The organism is Oryzobacter telluris (assembly GCF_043099285.1).
GTDB lineage: Bacteria > Actinomycetota > Actinomycetes > Actinomycetales > Dermatophilaceae > Oryzobacter > Oryzobacter telluris.
Map to the genome: position 1 here is coordinate 1,225,405 of NZ_CP170723.1, position 13,994 is coordinate 1,239,398.

The following is a 13,994-nucleotide window of genomic DNA, read 5'->3' on the forward strand; positions in this document are numbered from 1 at the left end:
TTGACGCGGAACGTGGTGGCGGCTATCCATTGCGCGGGCGGCGGGCGCCCCCCAGAGAGACCACGCGTCCCCGGAGCTGATGGAGGGCTTCCCTCGTCGAGACATCTGCAGGGACGGCGAAGACTCGCTTGAATGCCAACACCCCCCAACGCCTCAACCTCGACTGGGGAGGCAGCACGATCTTGGTCGTTCGTGCTTCGAAACGACGGTCGACAGCAATCTCAGACGGGTGGTTCAGCGGGAAGGCGAGGGGTCGGGTCGGGATTCCACAGAACCGTCGAGTCATCGTGTTGAACCTGGACGTCCCGCCGTGCGTCGAGTCCGGATCGTCCCCCACGTTGAGGATCAGGTTGGAGGTGGGCGCGATTCCCAGCTTTTCGTAGACCCTGATGGAGAACGCCATCTGGTAGTCCCATGACAGGAACTGCTGGCCCTGGTCTCGTCGTTGTCGCTCCCCGCCGACCCGACCGACGTCGTACGCGTAGAGGCGCGCGCTGCTGTACTGGGACCGGATGCTCTCGACATTCGCCGAGGTGAACAGGTCCAGCTCCCCGTCGTAGTAGCGGGGGAACTTGCTCGCCCACGAAGCCCAGCCGCACGGCAGCATGTGCTGGGTGAAGACGTAGTCGCTGCCGTCCTCGGCCTTGCTCTGCCCTAGGTAGTTGGTGCCACACACCCAGAGCACCCGGTCGTCCTTCTCGTACCGCGTCAGCATGTCTTCACAGAATGGGAAGAACGTCGGATCTGGGATCGTGTCGTCCTCCAGGAAGATGGCGCGGTCCTCCCGCTCGAACACCCACCTTGCACCACCCGCGATGTTCTCGAAGACGCCACGGTTGCTGTCGGCGTAGTTCCGGACGACGTCGCAGTCCATAGTGTCGACGAACGCGTCGACCGCTTCGCGACATTCACGCACCCGCTGCGCTTCCTCGGCGTCACGCGGCCCGTCTCCGATCAGATACAGCATGGAGGGGGAGGCGGCGGCGATCTCGCGCAACACCTTCAAGGTGGTGTCGCGTCTCTTGAACATGAACAGGACGACGGGGACATCGAGGGTTGACAACGCTCACACTCCAGACGCGTGCGGTGGCGAGACGAGGATGCCGCAGAACTGATCCAGCAAGATGTCCTCCCTCGGGTGTGGCTTGCTCGAGGTCAGCCGTTCTGCCAGCAGTGCGGCAAGGCCGTCGACGGTGAGAGCTGCCGTCGGCCCCATTCCGAGGTCGGAGACGAAGGTCGCTATCGAGCCGTCGCCTGCGGCCGCGACGAGGGTGCCGAGGGCGACGGCCTTGCCCAGTGTCGAGTTCGGCGAACTCGTCGAGTACGCCATGATCACGCAGTCCACGGCCGCGACGGCGGCGTTCATCTCCTCGTTCGTCATGACACCTGATCGTCGCCGAGTCGGAAACGGCAGCGCGTCGAGTGCGGCGATGATCTCGTCTTCACGCTGTCCGAGGGACTCGCTGAGCGGCCCGATGAGGGCAAAACCAAAGGGGCGATCTGGCCCTCGTCGTTGAACCGCTGCCAACGCGTGCAGAACAAGGTCCAGGTTCTTGTGAGGACTGATTGCGCCGGTCATGCCGAACCAGAAGGTCTCCGTGCCCATGCTCAAAGCCTGGCGAAGGGCATGGCCGCGGGTCACGACGCCCGCAACGTCACCATCGATGATCACGGGGTCGTTCACGTGGACTTCGGGTCCCGAGTACCCAGGCTGCCTCAGCCACACAACCTCGGCACCACGTGACGCGGCGACGCGGATCAGCGCACTCTTCGTGCGAAGGCGGAGGCGCCTGATGAGACTGGCGGGGCGCTCCCAACGAGGGTCACGCATGACCAAGAGGCGAAGCACGCCACGACCGGCCCAGCCCTCGCGCGCCACGTCCGTCACGAAGACGTCTCCATTGGGGATGACGACGACATCGCTCTGGTTTTCTGCGCTCACCGCCACGATGTTCCGCAGTAGAAGCGGGGACGGCACCGACGTGACCGAGATACCTCCCACCGGGCGCAGGTGTCGTTCGAACTCGATCGCCTCTCGGCCTTCATCCGAGATGAGGCAGATGACGTCGTGGCCTTCGTCGACGGCGTGGCGGGCCAAAAGTGCGAGGTAGACGAACACATGTCCACTGTGGCCCGGCTCGGCAAGGAGGATCCTAGCCATCGACCGTCCCTCGGTCCGTGCGGCCAGCGATCACGCACAAGAGGCCAAACGAGGCCCACCACATGCGGTTGCCGTTCACGTCGCTGGAGAACATGGCGTTGACCAGCCAGAACGTTGCCAGACCCAGCGCGATTGCAGCAGGGAGGTCGGCGGCCTTCGCCAGGGTCTTCCTGAAGAGAATGAACAGCACGGCCAAGAGCGTCGCTATCGCCAGCCAACCACCCTCCGCAGCCACCTCGAGGAGCAAATTGTGGGGGTAGATGACTTCAGATCCGGAGGCCAGCTGGATGTCGGGGAGATGCGGATAGCCGCCCCATCCGATGCCGAGTGGTGACGTCCTGATCGAGTCGAGGGCCGTCCGGTACAGGAAAGGGCGGGCGGTATCGGTCCCGCTCCCTGTGAGGGTTCCTGCCAGACGAGCTGCGGACACTGAGCTCTGGGACAGGACGTAGACGATCAGCAGCGACAGGAGTCCCGCGCTGCCAAGAATCTTGCCCACCCGGTTCTGCCTAAAGGTGGGAGAGGCAACCACGACGACGACCACAGCAGCGATGAGGGCCAGGAATGGACCTCGACTCCCGATGAGCACGGTCGCGATCGCGAGGCCGGCTGCCAGGAGCCACAGCGCCAGCCGCCGCCCCAGAGAGGAACCCAGCCCGACCAGCACGGCTACCAACGCCCCGGCGGCGACGACACGGGCGATGGTAATGCTCGTCCCACCCTCGAGGTTCAGCCGCCCGACGTTGCCCCCAGTCTCCACGGACGGGAACAGATACAGCATGGGCGCAACGACGGTCGCTACCACGGCGAGGCCGATGAACCATCGGCCCAGCGTCACGTCATCGCTGAAGATGATGAGTGGGCTGGCCGCGCAGAGGAGAGTCAGCGTGAACAGAAGCATGGACTTCATGAGGCTGTTGCCTGAGCCGACGGCCACAAGTACCCCGGGAATGAACGCAAGCCAGACGACGACCACGTAGCCGAAGTTTGGGGGGAGGGTGAACTTCCTCCCGATCCAGTGGTGAATCACGAGGAGGAGCAAGAGGCCGCCCGAGAAGAGCGTGAAGTCAACGGGAAACCAGCTGAGGAGCGGTGTTCCCTTGAGGTCGCCCGAAAGGCAGGTCATCAGGAGAGCACTGACTGCCAGGACCTTTGGCTTGACGTTCTTGCTCCGCGTCTGCGGGCTCTTCCGGGCGGTCACGACGCTCATGCCTCGCGCTCCACCCTTGCGCCGCCGGCTCCTTCCGGGTGACCGAGGGAGTCAACCGCGGTCATGATGAGCCGGGCCGTCGCGTTCGGGGACCACTCCTGGATGATGACGGCCTGGCAATGCTCAGCGATCCCCGCCGGGTCCCGCTGGACACGAAGAATCCAGTGGTCGACTGTTCGCGCCAGGTCGGCCACGTCGTCCTTTCGGTAGAACGCGCCAGTCAGGCCCGGCTCGATCGCCTCGAACTCGGGCGCCTGCAGGTCGGGATCGTCGTGCGTCACGACGGGTCTGCCGTGCTTCAGACTCTGGATGGTCGTGAGCCCGGCGAGGGAAGGGACCACGGTTACCAAGCAGGCGTCGTAGAAGAGTTCAAGTGCGCGTCGTCCGTAGATGGGCCCGAGGAGGAGGAGGTCGACGCCGAGCGCGCGGGCCTGACGAGAAAGGTTGGCCATTTCAGGGCCGTCACCTGCCAGCACGACGGACACATTGCGCCCGCTGGTCGAGCCTGACCTGGCTGCGGCCTGGAGCAGGAGATCGAGTCGCTTGTGCGACGCCAGCCGGATGACGGCTCCGATGGCAGGGTGCTTCAGTCCGCCGAGGCTTAGGCGGATTTGCTCAAGTCGCTCGTCGTCCTCTTCCAGGTGGTCTGGGGGGTCGGAACTGCTGTTGTGCACGACTGTCATGCGCTGGCTGGGGTATCCCGCTTGGATCCCGATCTGCCGAGCATGCTGACCGTAGAGCAGGAGTTGATTGGCAAGGCGGTAGAAGGCACCCCTGACCCAGCGACGCACACCCGTCTCAGCGTGATGCCAACCGATGGTCCAGAACGACACCGCCGTCCCAGACAGTCTTCGGCGCGCGGCCCCCACCCACGTCGACAGGTAGGCAACGTCCCCGAGGAAGATCACGTGGTCCCAGTCATCACCGAGTAGACGCCACAGCCCGCGCTGCCAGAGAAACGGACCGATCCAGACGTTCGTCAACTCGTGCGCCGTGTCGAGATCTGAGTGACGCATCGTGGCGATCCCGGGGTCACGAGATGAGGTACCGGCCGCAAAATGAACGTCCCAGCCCGGAGTCGACTGCAGGGCGCGAAAGACATCCCTCCGGTAGTGAGGGAGGTGCTGGTAGACGACGAGCATCCGAGGCATCAGACCCCCTCAACGGCGCCGGACGGATCACTGCCCCTCCGGCGCGGGGAGATCGGTCTTGCCGGAACCCCCGCGTACACGGTGTCGGCCTTGAGGTCGCTAGTGACGACGGCACCTGCGGCCACGATTGCGCCTCGCCCGATCTCGACTGATCCCAGCACGATAGCGCCGAAGCCGATGAGTGAATCACCATGAATCGTGACCTGGCTCAGCTGATTGGCGGGATGAGCAGTGATGGGGCCATCGAGGCCCTGGAACGGGTGGTCGTCGCCGATGAACGCGACACCGGACGAAACCATGACGTCTGGACCGATGTCGACGTGCGCCATAAACGTGCAGTCAGCCCCGATGCTGACTCTTCGCGCGGTCGTGAGGGAGGCACCTCGAGCGACGCGAAGCCCTGGCCCGACCACCAAGCCTCCCGCGGACCGGAGCCTCCCCCGGAATTGCAGGTAGGCCCTGGCACGCCGGATGGCACGAACGAGCTGCGTCAGCATCAGGTACGAATCCCCTCCCAGGCGTGGTGACGGTGCGCGGTGGAGAGGATGAAGTTGACCGCGCGCTCGCTCGCGTTGTCGATGAGGTAGTCGTCCGGGGTCAGGTGGCTGACGCCGTCGCGGGTGTGGCCCGCAGCCATCGCGACGCCCACGGCAGCCACGACGTCCTCGGCGTGCAGGCCGGTCATGAGGATGCCGCCGGTGTCGAGGGCCTCGGGCCGCTCGATGGAGTCGCGCAGCGTGACCGCCGGGAAGCCGAGGAGGGTCGACTCCTCGGCGATGGTGCCGGAGTCGGAGAGGCAGCAGGCTGCCGAGAGCTGGAGCCGGTTGTAGTCGTGGAACCCGAGCGGGTCGCTGAAGGTGATGCCCTCGGGTGCCTCCCACTCGGGCAGGGCCTCGAGCCGCTTGCGGGTGCGCGGGTGGGTGGAGACGAACACGGGGAGCCCGTGCGCCGCACGCACCGCGACGAGGCAGTCGAGGAGGGCTCGCAGGCGGTCGGGCGCGTCGACGTTCTCCTCGCGGTGGGCGCTGACGAGGAAGTACTCACGCTCCTCCAGGCCGAGACGGTTCAGGACGTCGGAGGCGAGGATCTCGTCGCGGTACGCGTCGAGGACCTCGCGCATCGGCGACCCGGTCTTGAGGATGCGGCGGGGGTGCAGGCCCTCGGCGAGGAGGTTGCGGCGCGCGTGCTCGGTGTAGACCAGGTTGAAGTCAGCGACGTGGTCGACGAGCTTGCGGTTGGTCTCCTCGGGCACGTTGAGGTCGAAGCAGCGGTTGCCGGCTTCCATGTGGTACACCGGAATTCGAAGACGCTTCGCCATGAGAGCGGCAATCGTGGAGTTGGTGTCACCGAGGACGAGGACGGCGTCGGGCTGCTCGTCGAGCATCACCCGCTCGACCGCGATGAGCGTCCCGCCGAGGACCGCGCCCAGCGTCGACGTGTCGACCCCGAGCATGTGGTCGGGCTCGCGGATGCCGAGGTCGCGGAAGAAGACCTCGTTGAGCGTGTAGTCGTAGTTCTGGCCGGTGTGGACCAGGACGTGCTCGACGGTGGCGTCGAGGCGGTGGATCACCCGGGAGAGGCGGATCAGCTCGGGCCGCGTGCCGACGACGGTCATGACCTTGAGCATCAGGCCTGGGCCTCCTGGGCGACTGGGTGGGGGAAGGTGTCGGGGGCGTCCGGCCGGAAGAGCTCGTGCGACCAGAACTGGGTGACCAGCACATCCTCCCCCGTGTTGGTGATGTTGTGCGCCCAGCCCACCGGCATGTCGACCGCGCAGGGCGCGTCTCCGGTGACGGGGAACTCGATGACCTCGTCGTGGAACATCCGGCGCAGCGCGATGGTCGCGGAGCCCTGCACGACGGCGAAGCGCTCGATCTTCGACAGGTGGTAGTGCTCACCGCGGGTGACGCCGGGGACGGTCGTCGAGAAGCTCGACTGCCCCTCGCCGCCCCGGGAGCGGACCGTCTCGACGAAGGTGCCGCGGGCGTCGCTGTTGGGGCGCAGGGCGATCGGGTAGCGCTGGGGGAAGAGCGCGGCGCGGTAGGTGTTGAACAGGTCGATCCGGAACGGCGTCGACAGGTCGGGGAACTCACCCGTGGTGTAGCTGGCCTCGAACTCGAGGAGGAGGTCGAGGACCTCCGCGACCCCGACCTGCGTGCCCTTCGGGTCGAGCCGCTGCTCCGTGGTGGTGAGCGCTTCGATCAGCACCTGGGCGGCGCCCTGCACGTGGAGCAGCTCGACCGGCCGGTCGGCGACCTGCGGGGTCTCCCCGGCGGCGACCGCGTGCACGAAGGTCGCGACGAAGCTGTTGTACCGCGGTCGCCCGTGCTCGCCGAAGATGTTGGGCAGGCGGACGTCGACCACGTCGTGGCCGTCGGCACGCAGCGCGCCGAGCGCCTCGGCACCGCGGGCCTTGCCCGTGCCGTAGGGGGTTCCGTTGCCGTCCTGGATGGAGTTGGCGTAGACGACGCGGACGGGGTGGCCGGCAGCTCGGACCGCGTCGGTGACGTCCTGCGCCAGGCGCACGTTGCCGTCCTCGACCTCCGCGTCGCTGCCCCGGTTCACGCCGGCGATGTGGACGACGGCGTCGGCCCCGGCGACGAGGGTCGCCAGGTCGGCCCACGTGTCGCGGGTGACGACGGTGACCTCGTGCTCGCCCTGGGCGTGCAGCCGGATCCGGGTGTGCCAGCCGAGGAAGCCCCCGGCACCGGTGAGCAGGACCTTCACGGGCGAGTCCCCGCGGCGAGGAGGGCCTGGACCTCGGGCAGCTCGCGGAGCATCGCCGCGGTGGCGTCGACGTCGAGCTGGCGCGTCGTCGTGGAGTCGTAGTCGGCCGCGACGTCGCCGCCGGACTCGCCGCGCTCGACGTAGACGCCGTAGTCGAGGGCGCGGGCGTCGAGGGGCACCCGGAAGTAGTCGCCCTGGTCGGTGGACTGGAGGACCTCCTCGCGGGTGAGGAGCGTCTCGTACATCTTCTCGCCGTGGCGCATGCCGATCTTCTGCACCTCGGGGTCGTCGCCGTACCCGAGGACGCGGCCGACGGCCTTGGCCAGGGTCTCCACCGTGCTCGCGGGCGCCTTCTTCACGAAGAGGTCGCCCGGCGCCGCGTGGAGGAAGGCGTGCTCGACGAGGTCGACCGACTCCTGCAGCGACATGAGGAAGCGCGTCATCGACGGCTCGGTGACCGTGAGCGGGCGCCCCTCGGCGAGCTGGCGGACGAAGAGCGGGATGACCGAGCCGCGCGAGTACATGACGTTGCCGTAGCGCGTGACGGACACCGTGGTCGCGGACTCGGGGTGGTTGCGCGAGAACGCCTGCGCGGTCTTCTCCATCAGCGCCTTGGACATGCCCATGGCGTTGACGGGGTACACGGCCTTGTCCGTGCTGAGGCACACGACCGACCGCACGCCGGCGCGGTGCGAGGCGTCGATGACGTTCTTGCTGCCCATGACGTTGGTCTTGACGGCCTGGTCGGGGAAGAACTCGCACGACGGCACCTGCTTCAGCGCAGCCGCGTGAAAGACGAAGTCGGCCCCGGTGACGGCGTTGGACACGCTGTCGTAGTCGCGGACGTCGCCGACGAAGAACTTCACCCGGGGCTCACCGAGGCGGCCGCGCATCTCGTCCTGCTTGGCCTCGTCGCGGCTGAGGATGTTGATGCGGGCGACGTCGCGGGACAGCAGGTGACGGACCATCGTGGACCCGAAGGACCCTGTGCCACCCGTGATCGTGACGGTTGCGCCGCTGACGACGGATGACTGATTCATGAGCGTCCTTCGTTGTGGATGGTGTGTTCGCGGGCCTGGCGCCCGAGTGATCGCCAGTCCGCCTCGGTGGTCTCGGGGGTCCACCCCTGGTCGTCGAGCCAGCTGCGTGCCTGTTCCTGTCCCAGCCAGATCATCTCGACCCGACGGGCATGAGGGGCAAGGCGAGGAACCAGGCGCGCCGCCAGGTGGGCGACCGCGATGACCAGGGTGACCGCAAGGCGGGGCACCTGGGTCGGCTCACGCCCGTCGCCGAGAGCGCGGAGCAGCCCGGCCGTGGTGTGACCCTGCCACGGGTGATGCACCACGGCGGGAGGGGGGGTCGGCGAGGTCGCGAGGAACACCAGGGCTGACGCGACGTCGCGGATGTGGGTCTGGGGCGACGGCCGGTCGCCGGGTGCAGCGACCGTGGCAGCCGGTGTGGTGGCGATCCGCGCGAGCTGTCGGGTGATGCGTCTGCTGGCGGCGTGGACACTGGGAGGGCGGTACACGGTGGTGTGCCTCGGTCCCGTCGAGGTTGCGGAGCGCTCCCCGTCGGCCTTGCTTCGGGCGTACGGGGAGAAGGCGTCGAGGTGGTCGCTGCTGTCGAGCACGGGCCGTCGTCCCTGGACGACGGCACTGCTCACGTGCACGAAGCGCTCAACGCCGGCCAGGTGCGCCGCCTCGCCCACGAGGCCAGGAAGGACGGCGTTGGCCCAATGGAGGCGGACCTCGTCGGCCGAACTCGCATCCGGGTCCCCGGCGCAGTTCACGACGACGTCATGGCCTCCCAGGACCCCGGCGAGCTCTCGGGTGACGTCCGCGGTGACCGACTCCCCCGTCAGACGCGGAGCGCGGACGCGGGTGACCTCGTGCCCCTGGCGCTCGAACTCGGTCGCGGCGTGCGACCCGACGAAGCCCGAGGCCCCGACCACAACGATCCTCATGCTGCCACCGCGCCACGCGTCGCTGCGGCGTGTCCCAGCAGATCGAGCAGCGTCTGCGACGTCGCCTCCTCGCTGAAGCGCGAGAGGTAGTGGGCGCGGCCGCGGGCCCCCAGGTCCCGCCGGCTCGACTCGGTGAGGTCGGCCATCGCCGCCACGGCATCGGCCAGGGCCTTCGGGTCGCCGGGGTGGACGACGGTTCCTGCCCCCGACTCGCGCACGACCTCGGCGGCGTCGCCCCTGAGAGCCCCGACGACGGGTCGACCGGCGGCCAGGGTTGCCTGCAGCTTGCTCGGCAGGGTCGTACGGAACATCGGAAGATCCTGGAGGCTGACGAGGTGCGCGTCCCCCAGGGCCAGGACGGGCGTCATCTCCGAAAAAGGGACCGGCCCGACGATGGCTACGGAGTCGAGGGCGCGACGTGCGACCTCGTCGCGCAGCCACTGCTCACGTACCCCTCCGCCGACGATCGCGAAGCCGATGTCCGTACGCCCCCGAAGCCGTTCGGCCGCGTCGAGTAGAACGTCAAGCCCCTGGTACGGGCCGAGGTTGCCGGCGTACATCAGGGTGAACCTCCGCGTGAGGCCCAACCGGTGAGCCAGCGCGTCGTCACGGTCGACGGGGCGGAACACCGACTCGTCGGCCCAGTTGGCGGCGAGGTGGATCTTGCTGGCGGGGACTCCACGCTCGGCGACGAGCGGAGCCATCCCGGGCGACGTGACCGCGACGGCGGAGGCGTTGTGGTAGATCCGGTCGCACATGGCGTGCAGCGGCCGCTCGAGCCGGGCGCCGCGGCCGGAGGCCAGGAAGTCGGACGAGACCACGGTCTGCGGCCACAGATCTTGGATCTGAACCACGTACGGGAGTCTCCTGAAGGCCTTCAGGGCCAGGGCGGGGAGGCCAGCCGTCGCGGGCGTGGAGTGCACGAGAACGGCATCGGCGGGGATCTTCCGCAGAAGGCCCACAGCGCTCGCGCCTGCGGCCCAGCTGAGGTAGTTCAGCGCCCGCCGGGAGGCCGCGGAGTCATGGTTCGGCCACAGGGGCGCTCGGTGGACGGTGATGCCTGCACGGTGCTCGCGTTGGTAGGGACGGACCCGATATCCCTCCGCGAGGACACCGGAGGGGTAGTTGGGGAAACCCGTGAGCACCTCGACTGAGGCCCCCCGGCGTGCGAGCGCGCGAGCGATGACACCGGCCTGGGCGGCGGAGCCGGCTTCGGGGTCGTACCACTGGGTGAGCATGAGGACGCGAAGGGTCATGCGGGCGCCCCTCGGAGGATCAGGCGTGGGGTGCTGAGGTACGCGACGGCCGCGACGGCGCAAGTGAGTACCCCGATGGGCCATCCGAGGAGGAAGGCTGCGCTCACCAGGAGGCCGATGGCGCCCATCCCCGACGAGACGAGCGAGTGGGGGAGTGCGCCCTCGTTGACGAGGCGCTGGTACACGTGGGTGCGGTGTGCCTCGAAGAGTGGCTCCCCGGCCCGCCGACGTCGCACGAGGGCGGTCGCGGTGTCGACCGCGAACAGGAGGTAGGGGGCGCACACCAGACCGATGACGGCCAGGGACGTGAGTGTGCCCCCGGACGAGGTCAAGGCCGCCGTGACCCCGAAGCCGGCGAGGCCGCCGAGGAAGTAGCTGCCGACGTCGCCCAGGAACATCCGGGCCTTCGGAAGGTTCCAGGGCAGGAAGCCCGGACCACCTGCGAGGGACAGCAGCCCGAGGGTCGCGAGGACCTCACCTCCGCCACGGCCGGCAGCCACGAGTGCGCTAGCGCCCCACACGGCGGCGTGGATTCCGCAGATACCGTTGATGCCGTCCATGAAGTTCACCATGTTCACCGCTGTCGGCGTCACGAGGGCACCGACCACCGCTCCGGTCGCGCCGGCGATCGCAAGACCGCCCAAGGCCCCGACCGCCACCTGCAAAATGAGCCGGGGACGCGCTGCCAGGCCGCGGACATCATCGACGAGGCCCACGACCGCCAGGGCGGCCGTGGCTGCGACGACACCCCACGTCGACGCTGTCCACGAGGATGACGCGAGAGCCAGGGCGGCAGCGGCCGCCGTGCCTGTAAGGATCGCCAAGCCGCCACCACGCGGGGTGGGAACCGTGTGCGAGGAGCGGTGGTTCGGGACGTCCCATCGCTGCGAGCGACGCAGCAGCGGAAGGATGACGAACCCCGATACCGCGGTCACTCCGGCACAGAGCAGACCAGTGATAACGGCATGACTCACGACTGCGACGACACCGTCCCGGGTGTCGCGTAACCCATCATCCAGAAACGCAGGCTGTCGGATTCCATCTGCGAGGGAAGGGCGACCTCGTCCGCCTCGAGCCCAGGCACCCTGACCTGGCGGATCAACGGGTGGGTGGAGCGAGCGATCTCCTCGCCGGGTGTGAACAGCTCCTCGGTCATCTTCTCGCCGGGGCGCAGGCCCGTGTAGACGATCTCGACGTCGTGGCGGCCGGACATGTGGATCATCGAGCGCGCGACGTCGACGATCTTCACGGGGGTGCCCATGTCGAGGACCATGACCTCGCCGCCGGCACCGATCGACCCGGCCTGGAGGACGAGCTGGCAGGCCTCGGGGATGAGCATGAAGTAGCGCTCGACGTCGGGGTGGGTGACGGTGACCGGCCCACCGGCACGGATCTGCTCGGTGAACGCGACGACGACCGAGCCCCGCGAGCCCAGCACGTTGCCGAAGCGGACGCTGACGTACCGCGACATGGGCTCGTGCGCGTCGACCGCGGCGGTGAGCCGTTCGGCGATGCGCTTGGACCAGCCGAGGACGCAGCTGGGGTTGGCGGCCTTGTCGGTGGAGATGTTGACGAAGGTCGACACCCCCGCCTTGCGGGCGGCCGCCAGGACGTTGTGGGTGCCGACGACGTTGGTCTTCAGGGCCTCGGCCGGGTGCCGCTCGAGCATGGTCAGGTGCTTGAGGGCCGCGGCGTGGAAGACGACGTCGGGGCGGGTGCGCTCGAAGACCGCGACGAGCTCCTCGGCGTCGCGGATGTCGCACAGGACGAGCGAGTCGGTGTCGAGCAGGGCGTGGCCCTCGATCGACATCTGCGTGGCGTGCAGCCCAGACTCATCGCGGTCGAGCATGAAGAGCTGCTCGGGGAAGAAGCGGGCGATCTGGCGGCACAGCTCGGAGCCGATGGACCCGCCGGCGCCGGTGACGAGGACGCGCTTGCCGGAGAGCTGGTCGGAGATCGCCGCCATGTCGAGCTCGACGGGCTGGCGGCCGAGGAGGTCGGCGACATCGAGGTCGCGCAGGTCGGCGGCGCTGGGTCGGCCGCCGAAGATCTCGCGGACGGGCGGGAGGACGAGGACGGCCAGGCCGGCATCCACGGCCAGCGCGGTGAGCTCGCGGACGGTGTCGGACGTGGCCGAGGGCACCGCGATGACGAGGGTGTCGGCGTCGTGGCGCTCGGCGACCCGAGCGAGGTCGTGGCGCGTTCCGCGGACCCGCAGCCCGGCGAAGTGGAGGCGGCTCTTCATCGGGTCGTCGTCGAGGAGGGCGACGGGCGTGATCCCGCTCTCGGGGTCGCGCACGAGGCTCTCGACGAGGATCCGCCCGCCGGAGCCGGCGCCGAACACGATGGCCTGGCGACCACCCTCGGCGCGGCGGCGCCGCGTGACGCGTGAGCGCACGACGAAGCGCGCGGCGAACATCGCCGTCAGCGCGAGGAACGTGCCCGACAGGGGCACGCTGCGGGGGAGGTTGATCACCGGGAGGACGATCGTGACGAGCGCCAGCACGCCACCGCTGATGACGGTGGTGCGGGCGAGGTCGCCGGTCTCCTCGAACGAACCGAGTTCGTGGTCGACGGCGTACGGGCCGGTGGCCCAGCCGAGCCCGACCTGGAGGAGCGCGACGAGGCCGGCGGCGACGACCAGGGCAGTCTCGTAGTCGCGGGGGATGCCGAAGTCGAGACGCAGCCAGATGGCCGAGACCAGGGCGAAGGCCCAGATGAAGACGTCGACGAGGGTCCACCAGAGGCGGGTGCGCAGGGCGCGGTGCCGCAGTGTCATGGATGGTCCCCAGGGTCTCGTGGTCGGTCGCCTCGTCGCGATGGGTAGGGTTTCGGTGTCCGCGCCACGACGGCACGAACCTGCACGTGAGAGCCCCCCTGCATGAGCGTCCCAGTGACTGATGATAGCGAAGGTGCCAGTGTGGTTGTAGACGGGAGCGTCCTGGTCGTGTGCACCGGGAACGTCTGTCGATCACCGTACATCGAGCGTCGGCTGCGTCACGACCTGACGCGCACGGGCATCACGATCTCGAGTGCGGGCACCCACGCCCTCGTCGGACGCGACCTCGACCCCGGGTCGAGGGCCCTTCTCGAGGCCTCCCACACGGATGCCGACGGTTTCGCAGCGCGCCAGCTGACCGCCGAGCTCGTCGCCTCGGCCGACCTCGTCATCACCGCTGCCCGGGAGCACCGGGGGGCCGCCGCGCGCCTCCATCCGGCCGCCTTGCGGCGCGCCGTCACCCTCACCGACCTCGCCGACCTCCTCGCCGGGCTCGCCCCGGCCGACGTGCAGGCAGCGGGGGAGGAGGGGTCCTGGGTGCGGCAGGTGGCCGCGGTCGCCGGCTCGCGCCGGGGGCTGGTCCCCGCCCGGCAGGAGGGGGTCGACGTCACCGACCCGATCGGCCGCGGACCGGCGGTCTTCGCGCAGATGGCCGACGAGGTGGAGGAGGCGCTGCGCGTCGTCGTCCCGGTGTTGCGCGGCCCGCAACCCTGAGGCCCCCCAGATCACCCGAACGGCCCGCGTTTG

13 protein-coding genes are annotated in these 13,994 nt (G+C 68.7%); 1 reads left to right on the forward strand and 12 read right to left on the reverse strand.

The features are described from left to right. Positions 1 to 22: 22 nt before the first annotated feature. The 12 genes from ACFLFB_RS05545 to ACFLFB_RS05600 form a co-directional block, all read right to left on the reverse strand. Positions 23 to 1,063, reverse strand: coding sequence for a hypothetical protein (locus tag ACFLFB_RS05545; protein WP_392544709.1), 1,041 nt, complete (start codon positions 1,061 to 1,063; stop codon positions 23 to 25). Between the two features lie 3 nt (positions 1,064 to 1,066). Next, positions 1,067 to 2,119: a hypothetical protein gene (locus tag ACFLFB_RS05550; RefSeq protein ID WP_392544710.1), complete on the reverse strand. Its 1,053-nt coding sequence runs from the start codon at positions 2,117 to 2,119 to the stop codon at positions 1,067 to 1,069. A gap of 34 nt (positions 2,120 to 2,153) precedes the next feature. Then, a complete protein-coding gene (locus ACFLFB_RS05555) occupies positions 2,154 to 3,371 on the reverse strand; it encodes an O-antigen ligase family protein (RefSeq protein WP_392544711.1) in 1,218 nt (405 codons plus the stop codon). Beyond that, positions 3,368 to 4,513: a glycosyltransferase family 4 protein gene (locus tag ACFLFB_RS05560; RefSeq protein ID WP_392544712.1), complete on the reverse strand. Its 1,146-nt coding sequence runs from the start codon at positions 4,511 to 4,513 to the stop codon at positions 3,368 to 3,370. The genes ACFLFB_RS05555 and ACFLFB_RS05560 overlap by 4 nt, the downstream gene beginning before the upstream one ends. 8 nt (positions 4,514 to 4,521) lie before the next feature. Then, complete coding sequence (locus ACFLFB_RS05565; RefSeq protein ID WP_392544713.1) at positions 4,522 to 4,851, reverse strand: acyltransferase; 330 nt, start codon at positions 4,849 to 4,851, stop codon at positions 4,522 to 4,524. 167 nt (positions 4,852 to 5,018) lie between these two features. Beyond that, positions 5,019 to 6,149 carry a non-hydrolyzing UDP-N-acetylglucosamine 2-epimerase gene (gene wecB / locus ACFLFB_RS05570; protein ID WP_392544714.1) on the reverse strand — a complete coding sequence of 377 codons (1,131 nt, stop codon included), beginning with the start codon at positions 6,147 to 6,149 and terminating at the stop codon, positions 5,019 to 5,021. Then, complete coding sequence (locus tag ACFLFB_RS05575) at positions 6,149 to 7,249, reverse strand: NAD-dependent epimerase/dehydratase family protein (RefSeq protein WP_392544715.1); 1,101 nt, start codon at positions 7,247 to 7,249, stop codon at positions 6,149 to 6,151. Before ACFLFB_RS05575 ends, wecB begins: the two co-directional genes overlap by 1 nt. Then, positions 7,246 to 8,289 carry a polysaccharide biosynthesis protein gene (locus tag ACFLFB_RS05580; RefSeq protein WP_392544716.1) on the reverse strand — a complete coding sequence of 348 codons (1,044 nt, stop codon included), beginning with the start codon at positions 8,287 to 8,289 and terminating at the stop codon, positions 7,246 to 7,248. The genes ACFLFB_RS05575 and ACFLFB_RS05580 overlap by 4 nt, the downstream gene beginning before the upstream one ends. Then, positions 8,286 to 9,212: an NAD-dependent epimerase/dehydratase family protein gene (locus tag ACFLFB_RS05585; protein WP_392544717.1), complete on the reverse strand. Its 927-nt coding sequence runs from the start codon at positions 9,210 to 9,212 to the stop codon at positions 8,286 to 8,288. Before ACFLFB_RS05585 ends, ACFLFB_RS05580 begins: the two co-directional genes overlap by 4 nt. Then, a complete protein-coding gene (locus ACFLFB_RS05590) occupies positions 9,209 to 10,468 on the reverse strand; it encodes a glycosyltransferase family 4 protein (RefSeq protein WP_392544718.1) in 1,260 nt (419 codons plus the stop codon). Before ACFLFB_RS05590 ends, ACFLFB_RS05585 begins: the two co-directional genes overlap by 4 nt. Further along, positions 10,465 to 11,292, reverse strand: coding sequence for a hypothetical protein (locus tag ACFLFB_RS05595; RefSeq protein WP_392544719.1), 828 nt, complete (start codon positions 11,290 to 11,292; stop codon positions 10,465 to 10,467). Before ACFLFB_RS05595 ends, ACFLFB_RS05590 begins: the two co-directional genes overlap by 4 nt. A gap of 146 nt (positions 11,293 to 11,438) precedes the next feature. Next, positions 11,439 to 13,247, reverse strand: a complete 1,809-nt coding sequence (locus tag ACFLFB_RS05600) for a polysaccharide biosynthesis protein (RefSeq protein ID WP_392544720.1) — start codon at positions 13,245 to 13,247, stop codon at positions 11,439 to 11,441. 168 nt (positions 13,248 to 13,415) lie between these two features. On the opposite strand from ACFLFB_RS05600, the gene ACFLFB_RS05605 reads away from it, so the two are divergent. Beyond that, the gene (locus ACFLFB_RS05605) at positions 13,416 to 13,961 is read left to right on the forward strand and encodes a low molecular weight phosphatase family protein (protein ID WP_392544721.1); all 546 of its coding nucleotides are present in this window, start codon (positions 13,416 to 13,418) and stop codon (positions 13,959 to 13,961) included. The last annotated feature ends 33 nt before the right edge of the window (positions 13,962 to 13,994 follow it).

What these genes read in the sequence shown, in the direction of transcription:
- ACFLFB_RS05555 (WP_392544711.1), bottom strand. Translation starts at nt 3,371, where the DNA reads ATGAGCGTCGTGACCGCCCGGAAGAGCCCGCAGACGCGGAGCAAGAAC.
- ACFLFB_RS05560 (WP_392544712.1), bottom strand. Translation starts at nt 4,513, where the DNA reads ATGCTCGTCGTCTACCAGCACCTCCCTCACTACCGGAGGGATGTCTTT.
- ACFLFB_RS05565 (WP_392544713.1), bottom strand. Translation starts at nt 4,851, where the DNA reads ATGGCGCACGTCGACATCGGTCCAGACGTCATGGTTTCGTCCGGTGTC.
- wecB (WP_392544714.1), bottom strand. Translation starts at nt 6,149, where the DNA reads ATGCTCAAGGTCATGACCGTCGTCGGCACGCGGCCCGAGCTGATCCGC.
- ACFLFB_RS05580 (WP_392544716.1), bottom strand. Translation starts at nt 8,289, where the DNA reads ATGAATCAGTCATCCGTCGTCAGCGGCGCAACCGTCACGATCACGGGT.
- ACFLFB_RS05585 (WP_392544717.1), bottom strand. Translation starts at nt 9,212, where the DNA reads ATGAGGATCGTTGTGGTCGGGGCCTCGGGCTTCGTCGGGTCGCACGCC.
- ACFLFB_RS05590 (WP_392544718.1), bottom strand. Translation starts at nt 10,468, where the DNA reads ATGACCCTTCGCGTCCTCATGCTCACCCAGTGGTACGACCCCGAAGCC.
- ACFLFB_RS05600 (WP_392544720.1), bottom strand. Translation starts at nt 13,247, where the DNA reads ATGACACTGCGGCACCGCGCCCTGCGCACCCGCCTCTGGTGGACCCTC.